Annotated in this window: 13 protein-coding genes and 1 tRNA gene; 11 read left to right on the top strand and 3 right to left on the bottom strand. The window is 69.7% G+C overall.

Going from position 1 to position 19567, the window contains the following annotated elements; genetic code table 11:
• Positions 1–924 precede the first annotated feature (924 nt).
• From FRANCCI3_RS10255 to FRANCCI3_RS10245, 3 genes are all read left to right on the top strand, one after another.
• The gene (locus tag FRANCCI3_RS10255) at positions 925–1749 is read left to right on the top strand and encodes a DUF3050 domain-containing protein (protein WP_011436468.1); all 825 of its coding nucleotides are present in this window, start codon (positions 925–927) and stop codon (positions 1747–1749) included.
• 755 nt (positions 1750–2504) lie between these two features.
• Positions 2505–3341, top strand: a complete 837-nt coding sequence (locus tag FRANCCI3_RS10250; RefSeq protein WP_011435557.1) for an IS5 family transposase — start codon at positions 2505–2507, stop codon at positions 3339–3341.
• Positions 3342–3359: 18 nt separating this feature from the next.
• Positions 3360–3803, top strand: a complete 444-nt coding sequence (locus FRANCCI3_RS10245) for a hypothetical protein (protein ID WP_011436467.1) — start codon at positions 3360–3362, stop codon at positions 3801–3803.
• 29 nt (positions 3804–3832) lie between these two features.
• Here FRANCCI3_RS10245 and FRANCCI3_RS10240 read toward each other — a convergent pair whose 3' ends face one another.
• A complete protein-coding gene (locus tag FRANCCI3_RS10240) occupies positions 3833–4891 on the bottom strand; it encodes an NAD-dependent epimerase/dehydratase family protein (protein ID WP_011436466.1) in 1059 nt (352 codons plus the stop codon).
• Between the two features lie 1136 nt (positions 4892–6027).
• Between FRANCCI3_RS10240 and fxlM the strand changes: the two genes are divergently transcribed.
• The 7 genes from fxlM (at position 6028) to FRANCCI3_RS27975 (ending at position 14520) form a co-directional block, all read left to right on the top strand.
• Positions 6028–7254 (top strand): methyltransferase, FxLD system, encoded by a 1227-nt coding sequence (fxlM, locus tag FRANCCI3_RS10230; RefSeq protein WP_011436465.1) that lies wholly within the window; start codon positions 6028–6030, stop codon positions 7252–7254.
• Between the two features lie 70 nt (positions 7255–7324).
• Positions 7325–7519, top strand: coding sequence for an FxLD family lanthipeptide (locus tag FRANCCI3_RS10225; RefSeq protein ID WP_023841893.1), 195 nt, complete (start codon positions 7325–7327; stop codon positions 7517–7519).
• An 85-nt stretch (positions 7520–7604) separates the two neighbouring features.
• On the top strand, positions 7605–10700 hold the full coding sequence (locus tag FRANCCI3_RS10220; protein WP_011436464.1) for a lantibiotic dehydratase: 3096 nt from the start codon (positions 7605–7607) through the stop codon (positions 10698–10700).
• Positions 10697–11935, top strand: coding sequence for a lanthionine synthetase C family protein (locus FRANCCI3_RS10215; protein ID WP_011436463.1), 1239 nt, complete (start codon positions 10697–10699; stop codon positions 11933–11935). Before FRANCCI3_RS10220 ends, FRANCCI3_RS10215 begins: the two co-directional genes overlap by 4 nt.
• A gap of 12 nt (positions 11936–11947) precedes the next feature.
• Positions 11948–12793, top strand: coding sequence for a thiopeptide-type bacteriocin biosynthesis protein (locus tag FRANCCI3_RS10210; protein ID WP_011436462.1), 846 nt, complete (start codon positions 11948–11950; stop codon positions 12791–12793).
• Positions 12790–13941, top strand: a complete 1152-nt coding sequence (locus FRANCCI3_RS10205) for a hypothetical protein (protein ID WP_011436461.1) — start codon at positions 12790–12792, stop codon at positions 13939–13941. The genes FRANCCI3_RS10210 and FRANCCI3_RS10205 overlap by 4 nt, the downstream gene beginning before the upstream one ends.
• A 183-nt stretch (positions 13942–14124) precedes the next feature.
• Positions 14125–14520: a hypothetical protein gene (locus FRANCCI3_RS27975; RefSeq protein WP_082456821.1), complete on the top strand. Its 396-nt coding sequence runs from the start codon at positions 14125–14127 to the stop codon at positions 14518–14520.
• Here FRANCCI3_RS27975 and FRANCCI3_RS10200 read toward each other — a convergent pair.
• Positions 14485–14569: transfer RNA gene (locus FRANCCI3_RS10200), tRNA-Leu, on the bottom strand. The two genes, FRANCCI3_RS27975 and FRANCCI3_RS10200, sit on opposite strands and share 36 nt — an antisense overlap.
• A gap of 214 nt (positions 14570–14783) precedes the next feature.
• Positions 14784–15752: a ParA family protein gene (locus tag FRANCCI3_RS10195; protein ID WP_011436459.1), complete on the bottom strand. Its 969-nt coding sequence runs from the start codon at positions 15750–15752 to the stop codon at positions 14784–14786.
• A gap of 218 nt (positions 15753–15970) precedes the next feature.
• On the opposite strand from FRANCCI3_RS10195, the gene nifJ reads away from it, so the two are divergent.
• Positions 15971–19486, top strand: a complete 3516-nt coding sequence (gene nifJ / locus FRANCCI3_RS10190; RefSeq protein WP_035959116.1) for a pyruvate:ferredoxin (flavodoxin) oxidoreductase — start codon at positions 15971–15973, stop codon at positions 19484–19486.
• Positions 19487–19567 lie beyond the last annotated feature (81 nt).

The raw sequence follows: 19567 nt of genomic DNA, 5'->3' as shown, positions 1-19567 counted from the left end.
TCCTGCCTGCCTCCCGGATGATCGCCACCGGTCGTGGCTGCCCGCCCCCGAGACCATCCGCGCGGCAGGGCGCCGCTCTCTCCATGTCGCCAGGGCGACAGCACCCCAGGCCTCCAGCAGCGCCGTGACCTGGCCAGCCGTCGCGTCCGCGCCGGGCGCCGGCCTGATCGCACCCGACGCCCCGGTTCAGGTCCGGTAAAGAACCCGCAGGTCAGCGGGTGCACGCGTTCGAGTTCCGAAAAAAATAGTGGCAGTTTCACGAGCTTCTGTCGGCCACGCCTGTTCGATTCGCCGCTGGACATCGTCGCCTCGCGTGCTAGAGTTGCGCCGGGCGGCGGTCCTGAAAGTCCGTCGAGTGCTGATGTTAGAGCATTCGCCATTGTTCGCGGACAGCCCCATCTCCGGGAACAACCTCAATGAGTTCGCGAAGTTGCAAGGGAAACTGTTCCGGTAGCTCGTCAGGTGCGACAGGTCTGCGCTTCGGTTCCTCGTACCGAATCCCGAAATAGCGCTGACGGAGCTCCGCCAAGGCGCGCGACCATGCGCTCCTCCGACGCCAGGAGAGGTCTGATTGCCGTGTTGACCACGAGCGGGCCACTGATGCCGTAGATTTCCTGCCGCAGGTCGGCTGCCTCACGGTCGCCAGCGACCAGGTTACGAACGGGAAGTCCGTGCCGGTTCGCCGGCACAACGCTGTAGATATCGGCGGCGAGAATCTCTCGCGGCATCTCGCGTGGGCCGGCTAGCCCGGAGACGAAAATCTTCACCATCACGCCCGGCGCGGGGACGGGATCACGGAAAACGGAACACCGGGTCGGCGAGAGCGATTTCCAGCTCCACCGCCCGATCTCTCATGACTCGTGGCAAGGACCGGGCCCGCGAGGGCTCAATCCGCCCGGGCACCGACCGAGATAAGGTGGACGCATGTCGCGCTATAACTGGGATCTCATCGACCCTAGGATCGAGGAGATTCGTCGAAAGATCGACAAAGAGCGGTCGGGGATCATCGACCATCCCATCTACAGCTGCATGCGGACGCTGGACGACGTGCAGGTCTTCATGGAAAGCCATGTGTTCGCCGTCTGGGACTTCATGTCGTTGCTCAAGTCGCTCCAGGCAGAGCTCACCTGCGTGGATATCCCGTGGGTTCCCCGGGGCCGGGCCGCCGGCCGGCGGCTCATCAACGACATCGTCCTGGTCGAGGAGAGCGACGAGCTCCTCGGCGGCTTCACCAGCCACTTCGAGCTCTACCTTGGCGCGATGGAGGAGGCCGGTGCCGACACCTCGCGGATCAAGGAGTTCCTTCAGCTGATCTCGGACGGGACCGAGGTGCCTGCCGCGCTGGTCGCCGCCGAGGCCCCCGCTCCGGCCGCCGGTTTCGTTCGCTGGACCTGGGATCTCGTTACCAACGCCCCGGCCCACAGCCAGGCCGCCGCGTTCGCTTTCGGCCGGGAGGACCTCATCCCGGACATGTTCGACCACGTCATCCGCGCCAACGCCGATGAGCCACGGCTGCGCACCTTCCGGGACTACCTCGTCCGCCACATCCAGGTGGACGGCGAGGAGCATACCCCTATGGCGATGCAGATGCTGGTCGACCTCTGCGGCCAAGACGACCGTTTGTGGGCGGAATGCACCCGAACCACGATGGACGCGCTGCGTGCCCGCAACCAGCTGTGGACCGGCATCGCCCTGGCCGTCGAGGGATCTCGGCTCTGTCCCGGCGACGAGCCCGTGCCCGCGGGCTAACCCGCCTGACAGACAGTGCGACTTCATGTCGCACCTCGATGGCCCAGCGTCGGCGGACGTGCGCGGCGAGAGCGGCGGGGCTAGCGCTTTCGATGGGTGGTCGATGATCGCGTAGACCGTCTCCCTGCTGGGTCCGCGGCCCTGCACTCGGCGCCGGCGGATGACTGATCGCCTGGGCGGCGTGCGGGAAGCCGAGCTAGCCGGCGTGCCGCACTCCGGCTCCGTCTCTGGACAGGGGAAGGGGCCAGACCGGTGGCCCGGTCCGTGGCGGTGTAGCTGTCGAAGCGCGTCCTCGTACCAGGCGTAGAGGGCGGCGGCCTGGCTGGTCCTGGCTCGGAACGCTCGTTCCTGCGCAGGGTCTATGCGTGCCGCCGCCGTGGGCGCGACCAGGCCGGCAGGTGCGGCCTGGCGGCCTGGTCGCGCCCGGCCCTGCCTCGACCGGGGGCGAGGGATCACCATTGCTCCGCGCGGGCCGTCGTCGCTCCCTTCAGGGGCCGTCCGAGGTTCGTCTCGGACACGAACGCCTCCATGTCCAGGCGCACCGTCACCAGGTCTCGCGCGGCGGCCCTCTCTGTCGTCGCACCGGACCGGGCTGCCGGCCGCAGGCAGCCCGTCTGGATAGTGGTCGACCGGCACGCTGATCCTGTTGTCAGTGGGCGTTCTGCACGCTTTCGCCGGGTCTCAGCTTGAGTTGATCTCTGGGGTGCGGAGTTGATCGTCTTGCGTTCGCCGGCTGGCGCGTTCTGCTGGAAGACATGGCAGAACGCAAGCCGTACCCCAGTGACCTGTCCGATGAGGCGTGGGACCTGATCCGCCCGGTCCTCACCGCGTGGAAGGCCCGGCATCCCTCGGCTAGCGGGCACGAGGGTGGCTACGACATGCGGGAGATCGTGAACGCGGTCCTCTACCAGGCCCGGACCGGCTGCCAGTGGCGCTACCTGCCCCACGACCTGCCCCCGACGTCCGCGGTGTACTACTACTTCGGCCAGTGGCGCGACGACGGCACCACCGAGACGATCCACGACCTGCTGCGCTGGCTGGTCCGTGAGCACCACCGCAGGAAAGCCGACCCGAGCGCGGTCGTGCTGGACTCCCAGACCGTCCGGTCCTCCACCAACGCCCCGAAGGGCACGACCGGCCTGGACCCGGGAAAGAAAAGCCCGGGCCGTAAACGCGGGATCGCCGTCGACACGTTGGGACTGCTCATCGCCGTGGTCGTGGTCGCGGCCAGCGTGCACGACAACACCATCGGCACCGCCCTGCTGGACCGGGTCGCCGCCGCCGCCCCGCCGGTGCGCAAGGCGTGGGTGGACGCCGGGTTCAAGACCACCGTCGTCGAGCACGGCGCCGGTCTGGGCATCGATGTCGAGGTCGTCGGACGCGAGCCGGGAGCGCGGGGGTTCACCCCGCTCCCGAAGCGGTGGCGGGTTGAGCAGACCCTGGGCACGTTGATGCTGCACCGGCGGCTGGCCCGGGACTACGAGGCGAAACCGGCCAGCGCGGTAGCGATGATCCACTGGTCGATGGTGGAGGTGATGGCCCGCCGGCTGACCGGGGCGGCCACCCCGACCTGGCGTGACCCGCCGGTCTGACCGGCGGGAGTGTCGGGAATGACGAGCGGAGTGCCGGTGCGGGAGGTGCTGGAACAGATCGAGGCTCGGCGGGCCCGCGCCGGGCGGGCCGTCGAAAAGCTGCGGGAGGAGATCGCCCGGCTCACCGGGCAGCTCGCCGCCGCTGAACGTGCCCTGGAACGGTTGGAGATCACCCGGGAGACGGTGCTGGACCTGGCCGCCGAGAACGACGCCGCACCGGCCGAGCCGCTGCCGCCGGGGTATCGGGAGGTGCTGGCCGTGTTCACCCGGGGCGGGAACGGGCTGCACGCCAAGGACGTGTGCCGGGCGCTGGGTGGCGGCACCGAGCCCCGGCATGTCGAGAGCATGCGGGCCCGGCTGAAACGGCTGGTAGAGCGGGGTGTTCTCACCGAGCCCGATCCCGGCCTGTTCGTCCTGCCCCAGCCCGACCCACCGGCCACCCCAGAGATCAACTCAAGCTGAGGCCCGACGAAAGCGTGCAGAACGCCCACTCACACCAGGCCCTTCTCGCCGGAGGCGGCCTGTGACCGGCACTCCCACAGGTCGACGAGGCGGCGCTCTCTGTCGGGGTCGAAACCGTGCTCGTCCTGACGTTCATGCCGGACCGGAGCGCCACCGGCCGCCAGCCACGCCCACGTGGCCAGGACCGTCTTCTCGATCGGCCGGCAACGCAGGCCCGCCGCCGCCGCGCGGGTCGCATCCAGGCGCCATGTCCCTGGCTGCACCCGCCACAGCGGGATCTCCGTCCACTGACGCACCCCCTGTTCGACCAACCAATCGGGTTCCGCCCAGACAACCTCGATCTCATCTGCGCCTCGGACGTCCCGCGTCGCCGCAGCGCACGCGTCCAGCATCCGGCCGTAGGTCGCGTGGCCGGTGGGCGCCGCGACGTTGAAGATGCCGCTGGCCGACCGCCCGATCAGGTCGAGCAGGAACGACGCGAGGTCACGCACGTCCACAGGCTGGATCGGCCTGTCGGCGGGTGCGGGGGCCAGCACCCGCCCGCCGCGCGCCATCCGCCGAAGCCACCACGGCAACCGTCCGACGTACTCGTACGGGCCGAGAACCACCCCCGGCCGCACCATGAGCAGCCGATCCGGGGAAACGCTCCGCCGGACCGCGGCCTCACACCCGGCCTTGTGGGGGCCGTACCGCACCGCGTCCCAGCGAGGATCTTCCACCACAAGATCGGGGTTTCCCGGATGTAGAGGTGAGGATTCGTCGACCGGGGACGCGGGCCAGTCGCGATACACCGAGACGGTCGACACGAACACGTACCGACCGGCCTGCGCGCCCAGAACCTGAGCGGCCAGGCCGACCGAGCGGGGCTCCGCTCCGCCGACGTCCACCACGGCATCCCACGGCCCCGCCGCCGCGAGGCGTTCAAGATCCTGGACGTCGGTTCGGTCGCCGCGCAACGGGTGGACCCCTGCGACATCCGGTCCGGACCTACCCCGGTTGAACGTCGTGACCGCCCAGCCACGGCCCACCGCGTCCTCAGCCAGGACACGGCCGACGAACCAGGTTCCTCCCAGGATCAGCAGGCGCATGGCGCAATCGTCTCAAAAGGACTTTCCTGTGCGGCCGGCGCTTCCGTGTGATCGTCGATGTCGCGGACACTGCGAAGGAGAGGCGACCTGCCGCCAGTCCGGACGCGGGTCGGCGGAGCCCCTGGCCCAACGCCGTAGCCGCCCGGCACATGTCGCCAGACCAAGGCGCAAGCGCACACCCAGCCGCCGCAGCCGAGGGCAGCGCGTGCCTGCCCTGACGCGGCAGACACCGGCAGTCGATCAGCTTCGGAGGCCGCAGCCTCCCGCTGCCGGCCGAGTCCGTAGCCGTCTGTCACCGACAGCCGTCCGCTCAGGATCAGCCGGGAGAGAGGCGCCGCGGGTCGCGCGAAGGAGCCGCATCGTCGGTGGAGCCGGACCAGACGCCGTCGGAACGCGGTAGCAGGTTCAGGTCGCCGTGGTCCCAGACAGGTGATCGAGGCCGAGGCCGGCGGGCCTGCCGAACGAATCGGCATGATCGCGCCGGATAGATGCACCCTGACACCACTGTCTGCGCAGGTCAGGTGTCTCTCGGGAGCCGAAGAGAAGCTTCGTCGTGGTGGGAATGACTTGCCCCCCGGGCTCCAGCCATCGTGGTGTGGCGCCATACGCGGCATCCACCGATCTTGATCGGTGCGCGGGCCGTACCACCCGAGGGAAGCGAGATGATCATGTCCTTGTGTCGCGTTCGCGCCCGGTCCGCGTGCGCGCGTCTCGCCGTTCCCCCCCAGCGCTGGGGCGACCGGCGTTCGCCGACGGCCAGCCCTGGCCGACCGGGGAGCCGCGTCGGGTCGATGGGGCCGGTACCGGCTTCGAGCACATCACCTGCACTACCTACGGACCCAGCGTGGCCGTGGCCGCGAAGCGGATGGCCGACCAGATCCGCCGGTGCGGCCGGGGCCAGCCGCATCTTCCCCGGCGCGGTACATCTTCCCGATCGAACCATTCGTGAGAGTCGGCGTCTGGAAGAGCTGGCGCTGGACAGGGGCGCAGTCGCGTCGTACTCACCCGGCCGTACTCGACATTGCCGCCGACACATCATCGGAGCATTCCCTTCACCTAGCTCATCGCCACTTCCATATTCTGGGTCAGAGGAGCGACCTAGACTGCCATTTCCCGTCTCATTAAGGTGTCGAAAAATGACTTCAGTCCAAGATTCGAGCGCCACCGACAGTGCGGCCACGTTGCGTGCCGCGATGGTGGACGAGCTTCGCACCACGGGGGACGCGATCAAGACTGGGCAGGTGGCTGCGGCTGTGGGCAGGGTGCCTCGGCACCTTTTCGCACCCGACGAACCGCTGGAGGCGGTCTACGCCGCAAACAAAGCACTTGTGATTAAACGCGATGGGAATGGTGCGGCGCTCAGCTCGCTGTCCGCCGCGCACATTCAGGCGGTCATGTTGGAGCAGGCCGAACTTGAACCGGGAATGCGTGTCCTGGAGGTTGGCTCGGGCGGCTACAACGCCGCCCTCATCCAGGAGATGGTCGGCGACGGAGGCTCGGTGACGTCCGTCGACATCGACCAGGAGATCGTGAGCCGGGCCCGCGCCTGTCTGGACGCGGCCGGCTATCGAAATGTTGAAGTCGTGGCGGCCGACGCCGAGGCCGGCGTACCCGAAAAAGCACCCTACGACCGGATTATCGTGACCGCAGGGGCCTGGGACATCCCACCAGCCTGGCAGGAGCAGCTCACGAACGGCGGCAGGCTCGTTGTGCCGCTCCGGCTACGAGGGCTGACCCGGTCGATCGCGTTCGACCGGGTCGACGAGGACGGTGACGTCGGTCTGGTCAGCCGCAGCTATCGCCTGTGCGGATTCGTCCCGATGCAGGGCATCGGGACGTTCCGCGAAAGGCTCGTCCCTATTACCGACGAGGTCGTGCTTCGGGTCGACGACCCGTCCCAGGAGTTCGACGTCGAGGGGCTGCGCGACGCGCTGGCCACGCCGAGGCTGGAACGCTGGTCCGGAGCGGCCTTCGATCTTCCTGACGAGTTGGAGTTCTTCCTCGTCACGAATCTGGCCCAGGTCGCGCACCTGCATGTGGACGAGACGCAGGTCCAGAACGGCCGCTTCGCGCCCTCGGCCGCCAGAGGTGTGCCCACGCTGGTCAGCGGTGGCAGTTTCGCCTACCGCACCAAGCGCCCGAACGAGAAGACCGGCGGATTCGAGAGCGGCGTCGTCGCGCACGGTCCCGACGCCGATCGCGTCGCCGAGCACTACGTGGAACTGCTCCGCCGGTGGGCCAGCGATCACCGCCGTTCCGGTGCCGCCCACATCCGATACGTCCCGAAGGCCGCGGGGACGCCGGCGCCGTCCGTGGGGCTGGTGCCGAAACGGCACGGCGCTGTCGCTGTCCGCTGGCCCTGAGTTTCCGCGCTCCCGAACGGATGCTCGGGAGCCGGAATGCACCACCACCATCACAACCCAGGAGGTCTTCATGTCCATCCAGCTCGATGACCCGGTGTTGGCCGTGCCCCCGCAGGCGGGACGAGACCAGGAGGAGGACTTCACCACATGGGACCTGGACATCTCGATCGTCGAGTCCGGACCGGCCGCTGACCGGCTCATCCGGATGACCGACGACGGCTGCGGCACGACGTGCGAGACGGCCTGCTCGACCACCTGCCCGTAACCAGCGCCCCGACGACCTGAGAACGCGGCGTCCGTACGGCCGGCCTCGGCGGCCGGACGGACGCCGCCCGACTACGGAGCGGCTGGTGTATCAGCATCTCGACTCCCTGGTGGTGCGTGCCGCGGTGAACCCGCCCGTGGACGTGGCCGAGCGATGGCCCGACCTGGTCGGACCGGCGGCCACACCAGAGTCCTGGCGCCTCTGGTTACGGGAGGTGATGCAGAATCGCGCCTTCGAGATGGCGCTGGAGCAGGCCAGCCCTGTGCTCGCTCGCCGCGTTCGGGAGATCCGCGACGGACGCCAAGTGCCCCAGGCCGGGGTGCGGCGGGCAGTGCTGTCGGTGATGCGTTACCGGCTTCGCGCGTCGGGACGGGCGACACCGTTCGGCCTGTTCGCGGGGGTCGCGCCGGTGCGTGTCGCTGACCACGCCTCGGTGCGCGCAGGCGTGGCGCACCGTGCCGTCGCGCGGGTCGAGGCTGGCTGGCTCTGCGCGGTGGTCGACCGGTTGGAAGCCGATCCGGTCGTCCGAGCGCGGCTGGATGTGGTGGCGAACAACCTCGTGTTCGAGCGGGACGGCCATCTGGTGCTGGAGCACCGTGCCGCAGGAGGCACCGACGGTGTTCCTACGCGCGTGCAGGTGCGGGCGCACGCACCGGTCCGCGCCGCGATGGGTATCGGCCGCCGCTCGGTGCGGTTCTCCGACCTCGCGGCCAGGCTCGCGTCCGAGTTCGCTCCGGTCCCTGCCGACGTCGTCGACAGACTTCTGGCCGATCTGGTGGCGCAGCGGTTCCTGCTCACGAACCTGCGGCCTCCGATGACGGCGAGCGATCCTCTCCGTCATGTCGTGGGTGTGCTCCAGACGACCCTAAATGGCGGGCCGGTCACCGTCGAGGCGGCCTGGGTCGCCGAACGCCTGAACGGGATTGTCGATGGGCTGCGGAGCCACGACAGCGCGTCGAGTTGGACCGTCGCGCGCAGCAGCCGCGAGCGCCTCGGCGAGGACATGGCTGAGGTCCACCCTTCGGCGGAGCCGGCACTCCGGGTTGATCTGCGGATGGACTGGGCGCTGGCTGTGCCCCGCGCGGTCGCGGTCGAGGCCGCAGCGGCGGCGGGCGTGCTGGTGCGCCTGGCGCGGCGCTCGACGCTCAGCTCCGGCTGGGACGCCTGGCATGGCCGGTTCCTCGAACGGTACGGGCCGTGCGCTCTGGTTCCCGTTTTCGACGCGGTCGACCCCGAGATCGGACTGGGTTATCCCGCCGGCTACGCCGGCAGTCCCGCACCCGCGGGCGTGACGTTCACCGATCGGGACGCGAAGCTGTTGGCGTTGGCGCAGAACGCCGCGCTGCGCCGCGAACGGGAGATCGTCCTCGACGACAGGATGATCAGCGACCTTACGGTCGTCGACCAGGACGCCCACGTTCAGCCCACCACGGAACTCACCCTGCGCGTCCACGCCACGAGCACCCGCTCGCTCGACGATGGCGCGTTCACCCTCGCGGTCGTCGGGGTGTCACGCAGAGCCGGCACCACGACCGGACGACTCCTCGACCTCTTCGACGCGAAGGACAGTGCGCGGATGCGCGCGCTGTACGCGGGTCTTCCCACCGCGAGCCGCGACGCGCTGAGCGTGCAGATCTCCGCGCCCGCTCGCTACACGAACACCGACACGGTGGGACGCGCCCCCCAGATCATGGCGCACCGGCTCTCCCTCGGCGAGTACGACGACAGCGAGGACGGGGACTCGCTGCCTCTGGACGACATCGTGGTGACGGCCGATGTGCACCGGATCTATCTGCTCTCGCTCTCCCGCCGCCAACTGGTGGAACCGGTGGCGCTCAACGCGGTGGAGCCGGTGCGACGCGCGCATCCGCTGGCGCGTTTCCTCGCCGAGGCGCCGGCCGCGCTGAGCGTTCCCTGCGCCCCCTTCGACTGGGGGGTCGCGGCCCAGCTACCGTTCCTGCCGGCGCTGCGGCATGGACGAACAGTCCTCTCACCAGCGCGCTGGCTGCTGGGGACCGCGGACCTGCCCGGCTCCGCGGCCGGCTGGACGGAGTGGGACCGTGCCCTGGCCAGCTGGCGGGAGCAGGTCAACCTCCCCTCGGCGGTCTACCTCGGCGACGGTGACCAGCGCATCGGACTGGACCTGTCTGAGCCGGCCCACCGGGTACTGCTGCGCTCCCACCTCGACCGCTCCGGCGCCGCGCTGCTGCGCGCCGCCCCCGACACCGACGCGGCCGGCTGGGTCAGCGGGCATGCCCACGAGATCGTCGTCCCCCTGGCAGCGGTCGCCGCGCCGGCGGCGACACCGGGCTGGTTCAGCCGGGCGCAGGTCGTTGGCCGCGATCATGGGCATCTTCCGGGCTGCGACGCACGGTTCTCAGTCAAGATCTACGCCGGCCTCGGTTGCCAGGACGACATCCTCACCCGCCATCTGCCGCACCTCGTCCACGAGCTGAACGGGCAGCAGGCCGCGGGCGAGGCGCGCTGGTGGTTCCTGCGCTACCACGACCCCGACGACCATCTGCGCCTGCGGCTCGCGGTCACCGCCGACGGTGTGGCGCCGACCGCCGACCGGATCGGTGCCTGGACCCAGCGGCTCCGCCGCGCCGGCCTGATCTCCCGCGCGCAGTGGGACACCTACTTCCCCGAGACCTCACGCTTCGGGGGCACCGCCGCGATGGACGCCGCGGAGGCGTACTTCGCCGCCGACTCAGCGGCGGCCCTCGCCCAGCTCGCCGCCTCCAGGGAGAAGAGCGGGCCCGACCGTCGCGCGCTGACCGCCGCCAGCATGCTCGCCATCGTGACCGGCCTGATCGGCGACACCGCCGAGGCGACGAGCTGGCTCATCAGCCACACCCGGACGGAGCCGTCCGCCCCAGCCCGCGCGCTGTACCAGCAGACCGTCGCCCTGGCGAACCCGGCCGACCCACGCGCGCTGGCCGCACAGCCCGGAGGCGAGCACGTCCTCTCCTGCTGGGCGCACCGGCGCGAGGCACTCACCGCCTACCGACACGTCCTCCAGGAAACCCGCGCGGAGGCCCCCACCTCCCTGCTGCCTGATCTTCTGCATCTCCACCATGTCCGCATGGCCGGAGTCAGCCTGGCCGGGGAACGCGCCTGCCTGCACCTGGCTCGCGCCGCCGCACTGAGCTGGACCGCGCGCACGAGGAACCCATCATGACCAGCTCCGATCCGGACGCGCTCGCCGCCGCGAACACTGTTGCCGAAGCACTAGCCGACCCGCACACCGCCTGGGCCGCCCACCGACCGACCGGGGGAAGGGCGTGGCCGCAGTCGCTCGCCGGCGGCGCGGCGGGCATCGCCCTGCTGCACATCGAACGTGCCCGCTCCGGGTACGGCGACTGGAGCACCGTGCACGCCTGGCTGTCCGCCGCCGCGTCCGACGCCCTGACCGCGGCGGCCAACGCGGGCCTGTACCTGGGCGCTCCGGCCCTGGCCTTCACCCTGCACACCGCAGCCGGACCATCAGGCCGGTACCACCGTGCCCTCGCCCATCTGGATCAGGCCGTCGTCGCCATGACCCGCACCCGACTCGCCGCGGCCCACACACGCATCGAACAGAGCCGGCGGCCCGCGATGAAGGAGTTCGACCTGATCCGGGGCCTGACCGGACTCGGCGTCTACCACCTGCGCCGCCACCCCGATCACCCGATCACCGGCGAACTGCTGTCGTACCTGGTCAGACTGACCGAACCACTGGCCGGAAGAGACGACCTCCCACCCTGGTGGACGGACTCTGCACCCAACGGCGAACCCAGCCCCGAATTCCCCCAAGGACACGGCAACGTCGGCCTCGCGCACGGCATCAGCGCCGTCCTCGCCCTGCTTGCCCTGGCCCACCTGCGCGGCCTGCCGGTCCGTGGCGCCGACGACGCGATCGCACGGATCTGCGCCTGGACCGACCGCTGGTGCCAGCACGGCGACACCGGCCCCTGGTGGCCCGGATTCATCACCCTCCGCCAGGTCCGTGAAGGCAAGGTCGCCGCAACCCTGCGGCCCCGCCCCTCCTGGTGTTACGGCGTCAGCGGCACCGCCCGCGCCCAACAGCTCGCCGGCATGGCCCTGCGCGACACCGCACGCCAGCAAGCCGCCGAGAACGCGCTCCTCGCGGCACTTCGCGATGAGGCGCAACTCGACCAGCTCACCGAGATCGGCCTGTGTCACGGCACCGCCGGGCTACTCCAGTCCGCCTGGCGCATGGCGGCCGACTCCCACCATCCCCAGCTCACCGCCGAACTCCCCGGCCTGTCAGCCAGGCTGATCGCACAGATGGGCACAACCGTGCGCGACCCCGAACTTCTCGACGGCGCCGCCGGCGCCGCCCTCGCCCTGCACACCGCCGGCACCGGCGCCGCCCCGACGTCGGGCTGGGACGCCTTCCTCCTGCTGGCCTGATCAGGAGCCGACATGGACACCCGCACCTGGCACCAGGTCAACGTCACCTTCCCCGACTGGGCGAACGCCGAGGGCACCGCCGTGGACCACCTCGCCCCTCTGCTGGACACCGCCGAGACCGACGGGCTCATCACCTCCTGGTTCTTCGTACGCAAGGCGCCCTGCTGGCGCATCCGCTACCTGCCCCGCCAGACGACAGGAGAGGCCAAGGCGTACATCCACACCCGTCTCGCCGATCTCCGGGAGACACGCCGCATCGAGGACGCCACGTCCACCCTCTACGAACCAGAAAGCCATGCCTTCGGCGGCGCCGAAGGCATGGACACCGCCCACCGGCTCTTCCACCTCGACAGCCGACACCTGCTCACCTACCTGAACAGCACCAGCCACAAACCGGCCGACCGGCGCCGCCGTGAACTGTCGGTCCTGCTGTGCTCGCACCTGCTACGCGCCGCCGGGCTCGACTGGTACGAGGAAGGAGACGTGTGGGCGCGAGTCGCCGAGCACCGGCAACCACCTGAGCGCACCCCCGACGACAGGCTCCGCACCCTGCGTGACGGCCTGCGGCGCCTGATGAGCATCGACACCGACAGCCTGGCCAAGGACACCCTGCCGCCGGCCTTCACCGATTGGACCAGCGACTTCGCCGCCGCCGGCACCGAACTGGCCGCCCTGGCCACCGACGGCCGGCTACGCCGCGGCCTACGCGCCGTCCTCGCCCACCACATCATCTTCGCCTGGAACCGGCACGGCCTTCCCCACACGGCGCAAGCCGTCCTCGCGCACACCGCCAAGACCGTCGTGTTCGGGCACGACCCCGCCTCCGATCACCAGCCGCACGATCGGGAACCGGCATGACGAACGTCGGAACAGACCCGGCCGACGAGAACCTGCTCGCCTGGTTCCCGCTGGTCCAACGCCCCCGACCACCCGGCCTCCCCCTCGAAGACCGAGTCAGACAGCTGCACGACCTGGCCGCACGGACATCGGACGGTCTCCCGCTCCTCCGAGCGGCCGAAGTCTGCAACAAGGCGGCGCTGATCGCCTCCGACTGCGGACAACCAGACCTCGCCCAAGACCTGTGCTGGCGCCAACACACGCTGTTCGATCAGGCGCGGCCCCTGCCCGCCTCAGCCGCCGAACTCGCCCTCCAACCGGTGCTCAACCTCCCGCGCCAACTGATCCGCGATGGTGACGGCAACCGCGCTCACGCGATCCTCCAGGCCCTGCACGAGGCCGCGCGCACGCAGACCAGCGCACTGATCGACGGACGGTCCGTCAGTCTCCACAACGTCACCTGCGCCTCCGACGACCATCGGACCATGCGCACCCTGACCTGGACGGCGCTCCTGGCGGACGGAGTCCGGGCACTGGCACGGGCCGGGCGCTGGCACGAAGCCGCCGAACAAGCCGCGGCCCACCGCGGAGTCGGCCGCCGACTGCTCGACGGCCGACAGGCGACCGTCCTGGCACTCGCCCAGGCCGGGCACACCGAGCAGGCAGCAGCGCTGGTCGACCAGAGCGCCACCCCCGAACCGTGGGAACAGGCGATCCAAACAATCCTGCGGGTGCACTGTCTGCGACAGGCTGGCGCCGACACCGGCCCGCAGATCGCCCCGCTCCTCGCCACCGCGCTCACCCTGATGCGGCAGCCCGACCTCTCGACCATGGTCTTCCGTGCCCGAGCAGGCATGATCGCGCTCGACCTCGCCGACGGCCACGACCATCCGCGCATCGACGTACTACGCCGGGCGCTGATCGCAGGTACGTTCAAGGACGCGTACACGGCCCGCGACACGCTCGCGCACCGCCTCCGGGAGTCGATGACGACGACGCAGCGCCAAACCCTGGCCGATGTCTTCCGCGCCGCCGGGCTCGATGCCGGAAGCATCCCGGAATCGCTGTACGGCGATTTGATGGAGACGGTGAAGTTCGCCGAAGATCAGCTACGTGGATGTCTCGGACGCCACGCCAGGCACTGCGAGTGCACAACAGCGACAAGCTGAACAACAGGTCGGCCGAGGACCGACGTCATCCCGTACCGCTCGGTCCGTGACAGAAGGACTACCGTGAGAATGGTTCCAGTCAGGAACCACCGGAAGATCGACCACCGGATTTCCGAGGGGATCTAGCCCGTCGTGACGGCCAAGCCAAGCCAGCGGGTAGAGCAGGACGAGTTGCGGGCGCGGATGCGCGCGGTCGGGATGAGTCACGACGAGATCGCGATCGAGTTCGCCCGCCGCTACCACTACCGCCCCCGCGCCGCCCATCGCCACGCCCGCGGCTGGACCCAGACGCAGGCCGCGAACCACATCAACGCCCACGCCGCCCGCGCCGGCCTCGACCCGGACGGCGCAGCCCCCATGACCGAACAGGAGATCCACGACATGGTCACCGCCGTGGGCGACATCGTCGCCGTTCTCACCGAAGCCGACCCGGCCGATAAAGCCGAGATCTACACCCAACTCGGCCTGCAACTCACCTACGAACCAGGAGCCCACCGAGTGATCGCCGAGGCCAAGCCTCAAGGGATCATGTACGAACGAGAGTGTCCGAGGGGGGACTTGAACCCCCACGCCCGTTAAAGGGCACTAGCACCTCAAGCTAGCGCGTCTGCCATTCCGCCACCCGGACAGGTGGTTCGCGGATGTCTCACCCGCGAACGACTGCGATGCTACACGCTCCAAGGGGGTGCTTGTCGCTACCCCCGACCATCAGACGATCAAGTCCCGACTTGCGAGTTCTGGCCCGCTTCGACGAGAACGAGAAGCAGTATGATCATTACTTGAGGTGCACCCCGGGGGATGTCGATCATGACTGGCCGGACGCCGGGGCCTCTGGGCCTCGCCTACGCGACGGGCCTATGCGACGGGCCCGCCATGCGGCTGGCCGCCCCGACCCGTCGGAGGAACTCCTCGACCAGGCTGATCAGCTCCCGGGCCACCTCGGGCGGGAGATCCGCGGACAGCACCGCCGGCAGTTGGGTTCCAGCCGCTCCAGCGAAGCTCCGGTTACTCACGCGGAGCATCGACTCGAACACCGGGAGTCCGAGACCAGATGCCTGGTGGATGTAGGGCCGCAGGAAGCTGGTCGGCCGACCGCCGTAGTACTGGACCATCATGAGAACAACACCGAGCACCCGCGGTTCGAGTCGTTTCACGGCCGGATGCATCCCGGACTGCAACCCCGCGACCCTGTTGTACTCCCAGACGAACCGGCCCAGTCTGCTCATCAGATGTTCGATGCCCAGCGTCGACAGGTTGTCCGGCCGGGCCGGGATGAGCAGGTGGTCGCAGGCTGCGATCGCGGCCCGGGTGATGACTCCGAAGTTCGGCGGGCAGTCGATGAGCACAAGGTCGTAGTCGTACGTGGAGAAGGACGCCAGCCCGGTGGCCAGCCGCTGGTAGACGTCGAAGTAGTACCTGGTGGACCGGTGGGCCCGCGCCCCGCCCAGCCTGGCGGTGAGGTCCATCTCGATGTCGCCGAGTGAGAGGTGCGACGCGAGCAGGTCCAACGTGCCGCCGCCCGCGGCGACGGCGGCGTTGACGACCGATGGTGTGGTCACGTACCCCGCGAGGGGCGGTGGGGTGGTCTCCGGCCGCCACGACTCGAACCACGCCTTGACGGTTCTCCGGTGGTCGGCGAGGTCCGTCCGCCAGGTCTCGGGTCGGTAAAAGGAGAAGGTCAGGTTCGCCTGCGGGTCCAGGTCGATCATCAGTACCCGTCTCCCCAGCCGGGCGATCGCGGCGCCGATGTTTGCGGTGAGCGTGGTCTTGCCTACCCCGCCCTTGTAGCTGGCGATCGCCACGGCCTTCACCGCATCCTCGCTCCCGGTCGCGCGCTCCGCCCGGCGGCGGAGGGACGTCGTGTCTCCTCGGCCGGACCCGCAATGCTTCCGCGTCCGGTTCACCAGCAGACTACGGCTGTTTCTGGATCGGTAACGTCGTCGGGAGTCGGATACTGGTGACTTCCGCCTTCGGGGACGGGAAGGAAGTCCCTCCTCGATCCGCCTCCGGACGCCTGAGTCTGGGATGTATGGGTCAGAAGACGATCGATGGGAACGAGGCCGCCGCGTTGGTGGCCTACCTGGCGAGCGAGGTGATCGCGATCTATCCGATCACCCCGGCGTCGGCTATGGGGGAGCTGGCCGATGCGTGGGCGGCGAAGGGCCGCCCGAACCTGTGGGGTGCGGTGCCCGAGGTCGTCCAGCTGCAGAGTGAGGGTGGTGCCGCCGGCACTGTGCACGGGGCGTTGCAGGCGGGTGCGCTGTCGACGACGTTCACCGCCTCGCAGGGTCTCCTGCTGATGCTGCCCAACATGTTCAAGATCGCCGGCGAGCTCACGCCGATGGTTCTTCACGTCGCGGCCCGGACCGTGGCCACGCACGCACTGTCGATCTTTGGTGATCACAGTGATGTGATGGCGGCGAGGTCGACCGGTTTCGCCATGCTGTGTTCGGCGTCGCCGCAGGAGGCGCATGACCTGGCCGCGGTGGCGCATGCGGCAACGCTCGAGTCGCGGGTACCGTTCCTGCACTTCTTCGACGGTTTCCGCACGTCGCACGAGCTGAACGAGGTGGCGTTGCTCGACGACGGCACGCTGGGTGGTCTGCTGGCTGCCGGGCATATCGATGCCCATCGCCGCCGGGCGTTGTCCCCCGACCGTCCGGTGATCCGGGGCACCACCCAGGATCCCGACACGTTCTTCCAGGCCCGGGAGGCGTCGAACACGTTCTACGCCGCGGTTCCCGGGATTGTGCAGGGGGTGATGGACCGGCTGGCCGCGGCGACGGGCCGGGCCTACCGTCTGTTTGAGTATCAGGGTCATCCCGAGGCCGAGCGGGTTGTGGTCGTCATGGGGTCGGGTCGGTCGGCGGTGCGGGAGGCGGTCACCCGGCTGGTCGAGCGAGGCGAGCGGGTCGGGTTCGTCCAGGTTCGTTTGTTCCGTCCCTTCGACGGCCGGGCGTTGCTCGCGTGCCTGCCCTCGACGGTGCGGTCGGTCGCGGTCCTGGACCGGACGAAGGAGCCGGGCGCGTCGGGTGAGCCGTTGCGGCTGGATGTCGTCGCCGCGTTCGCGGAACGGCCCGAGCGGATGCCGCGGGTGATCGGTGTCCGTTACGGGTTGGCGTCGAAGGAGTTCACCCCGGCGATGGCGGCGGCGGTGTTCGACGAGCTGGCCGGCGCGGCGCCGCGCCGGGAGGTGACGGTGGGTATCCGCGACGACGTCACGGACCTGTCGCTCGAGGTGGACGACGACCGTGTCCCGGAGCCGGATGACGTGCTGCGGGCGGTGTTCTACGGGCTCGGTAGCGACGGCACGGTGGGTGCCACGCGGGCAACGGCCGGTATCGTCGCAGCTCGCACGCCGCTGCACGCGCAGGCGTACTTCGTGTTCGACTCCAAGAAGTCGGGGTCGATGACGGTCTCGCATCTGCGGCTGTCGCCACGACCGGTCGACTCCCCGTGGCTTATCCAGAACGCCCAGTACGTGGGCTGTCATCAGTCCTCGCTGCTGGAACGGGTGGACGTGCTCGCCGTGGCCGCGCCGGGTGCCACCGTGCTGCTCAACAGCCCGCATGCGCCGGAGAAGGTGTGGGAGCATCTGCCGGCCGACGCGCAGCGGCACCTGCTCGACCGGGATGCGCGCCTGTTCGTCGTCGACGCCGACCGGGTGGCGAAGCAGGCCGGCATGCCCGGGATCGTAAGCCCGGTGCTGCAGACCTGTTTCCTGGCGCTGTCCGGTCTGCTGGACCGCGACGAGGCGATCGCGGCGGTCAAGGACGGGGTCCGCGCCGCCCGCGGCAAACGCGGTGACGCCGTGCTGCAGCGTAACTTCGCCGCCATCGATGCCGCGCTCGACGCCCTGCACGAGGTCGACCTGCAGGCTCGTGTGGTCACGGGCCAGGCGCGCCGGCAGCTGCTCGGCGAGGCGCCCGCATTCGTCCGGCAGGTGACGGCGCGGATCATGGCAGGGGAGGGGAACCTGCTTCCCGTCAGCGCACTACCGGCTGACGGCACCTTCCCCGTCGGGACGGCCCGGTACGAGAAACGCGGCCTGACCCGCGAGCTTCCGGTGTGGGATGCGGACCTGTGCATCGACTGCGGCAAGTGCGCGATTTCCTGCCCGCACGCCGCCATCCGGATGACGTTGTTCGACCCGGCGCGGCTCGCCGACGCGCCGGCGTCGTTCCGGCACAAAAAGCCGAAGGACCGCACCCTCGCGGCGTTCCGGCTCGCGGTGCAGGTGGCACCGGACGACTGCACCGGCTGCGGCATCTGCGTCGAGGCCTGCCCGGCGAAGAGCCGGGAGATCGAGGGCCATCGCGCCCTGGACATGGTCGACGCCGCACCCCGCTTCGAGGAGGAACGTGCCGGATGGGCGTTCCGCGAAACGCTGCCGGCGGTCCCACCGGCGCTCGCCCCACCGGACACGGTCCGCGGCTCGCAGCTACGGGAGCCGCTGTTCGAGTTCTCCGGCGCCTGCGCCGGCTGCGGGGAGTCGCCCTACCTCAAACTGCTCACGCAGCTGTTCGGTGACCGCATCATCGTCGCCAACGCCACGGGATGCTCGTCCATCTACGGCGGCAACCTGCCGACCACACCCTGGTCGGCGGGCACCGACGGCCGCGGCCCGGCCTGGGCGAACTCGCTGTTCGAGGACAACGCCGAGTTCGGGCTCGGGATACGCCTCGCGCTCGACAGCCGGGCCCGCGAGGCCCGCCGACTGCTGCGCGCACAGACCGCGACGGTCGGCGGCACGCTCGTCGAGGCGCTGCTCACCGCCGACCAGTCGACCGAGGCCGGCATCCTCGACCAACGCCAGCGGGTGGCCGAACTACGCCGGCGGCTGGCCACCGTCGACCACGACACCACCCTCGACGCTGTCCTCGACGACCTCGTCGACAAAAGCGTGTGGATCATCGGTGGGGACGGGTGGGCGTACGACATCGGCTTCGGCGGCCTCGACCACGTGCTCGCGTCGGGACGCGATGTCAACGTGCTCGTCCTCGATACCGAGGTGTACTCCAACACCGGTGGGCAGGCGTCGAAGTCGACGCCGCGCGCCGCGGTCGCGAAGTTCGCCGGCGGCGGCAAACGGACCCGCAAGAAAGACCTCGGGCTGCTCGCCGCCGCCTACGGCGACGTGTACGTCGCGCAGGTCGCCCTCGGCGCCAACGACCAGCACACGGTGAAAGCCTTCAACGAGGCGGCCAGCTGGCACGGCCCGTCCCTCATTGTCGCCTACAGCCACTGCATCGCCCACGGCATCACCATGACCGACGGCCTGGCCCACCAGAAAGCCGCGGTGAAATCGGGATACTGGCCGCTCTACCGGGTCGACCCCCGCGCGGAAAGGCCGTTCTCCCTCGACTCGCGGGCACCGTCCATCCCCTTCAGCGAGTTCGCCGCCACCGAATCCCGGTTCACCCTCCTCAACACCGTCAACCCCGACGAAGCCGACGAGCTCGCGGCACTCGCCCAACGCGACATCCTCGGGCGCTGGCAGACCTACGAACACGAAGCCGCCCACCCCCGCCACACCACCACGTAAGACTGAAGCGGCGCCGTACCCACCAAAGCGCCGTGCCCACAGACCGGCGAAATGTTCGATCTTGAGGGCGAGCCCGTGAGC

Origin of the sequence: Frankia casuarinae (genome assembly GCF_000013345.1) — a bacterium.
Taxonomy (GTDB): domain Bacteria; phylum Actinomycetota; class Actinomycetes; order Frankiales; family Frankiaceae; genus Frankia; species Frankia casuarinae.
The sequence above is the reverse complement of the archived record's forward strand: the minus strand, read 5'-3'. Positions and strand labels throughout refer to the sequence as shown.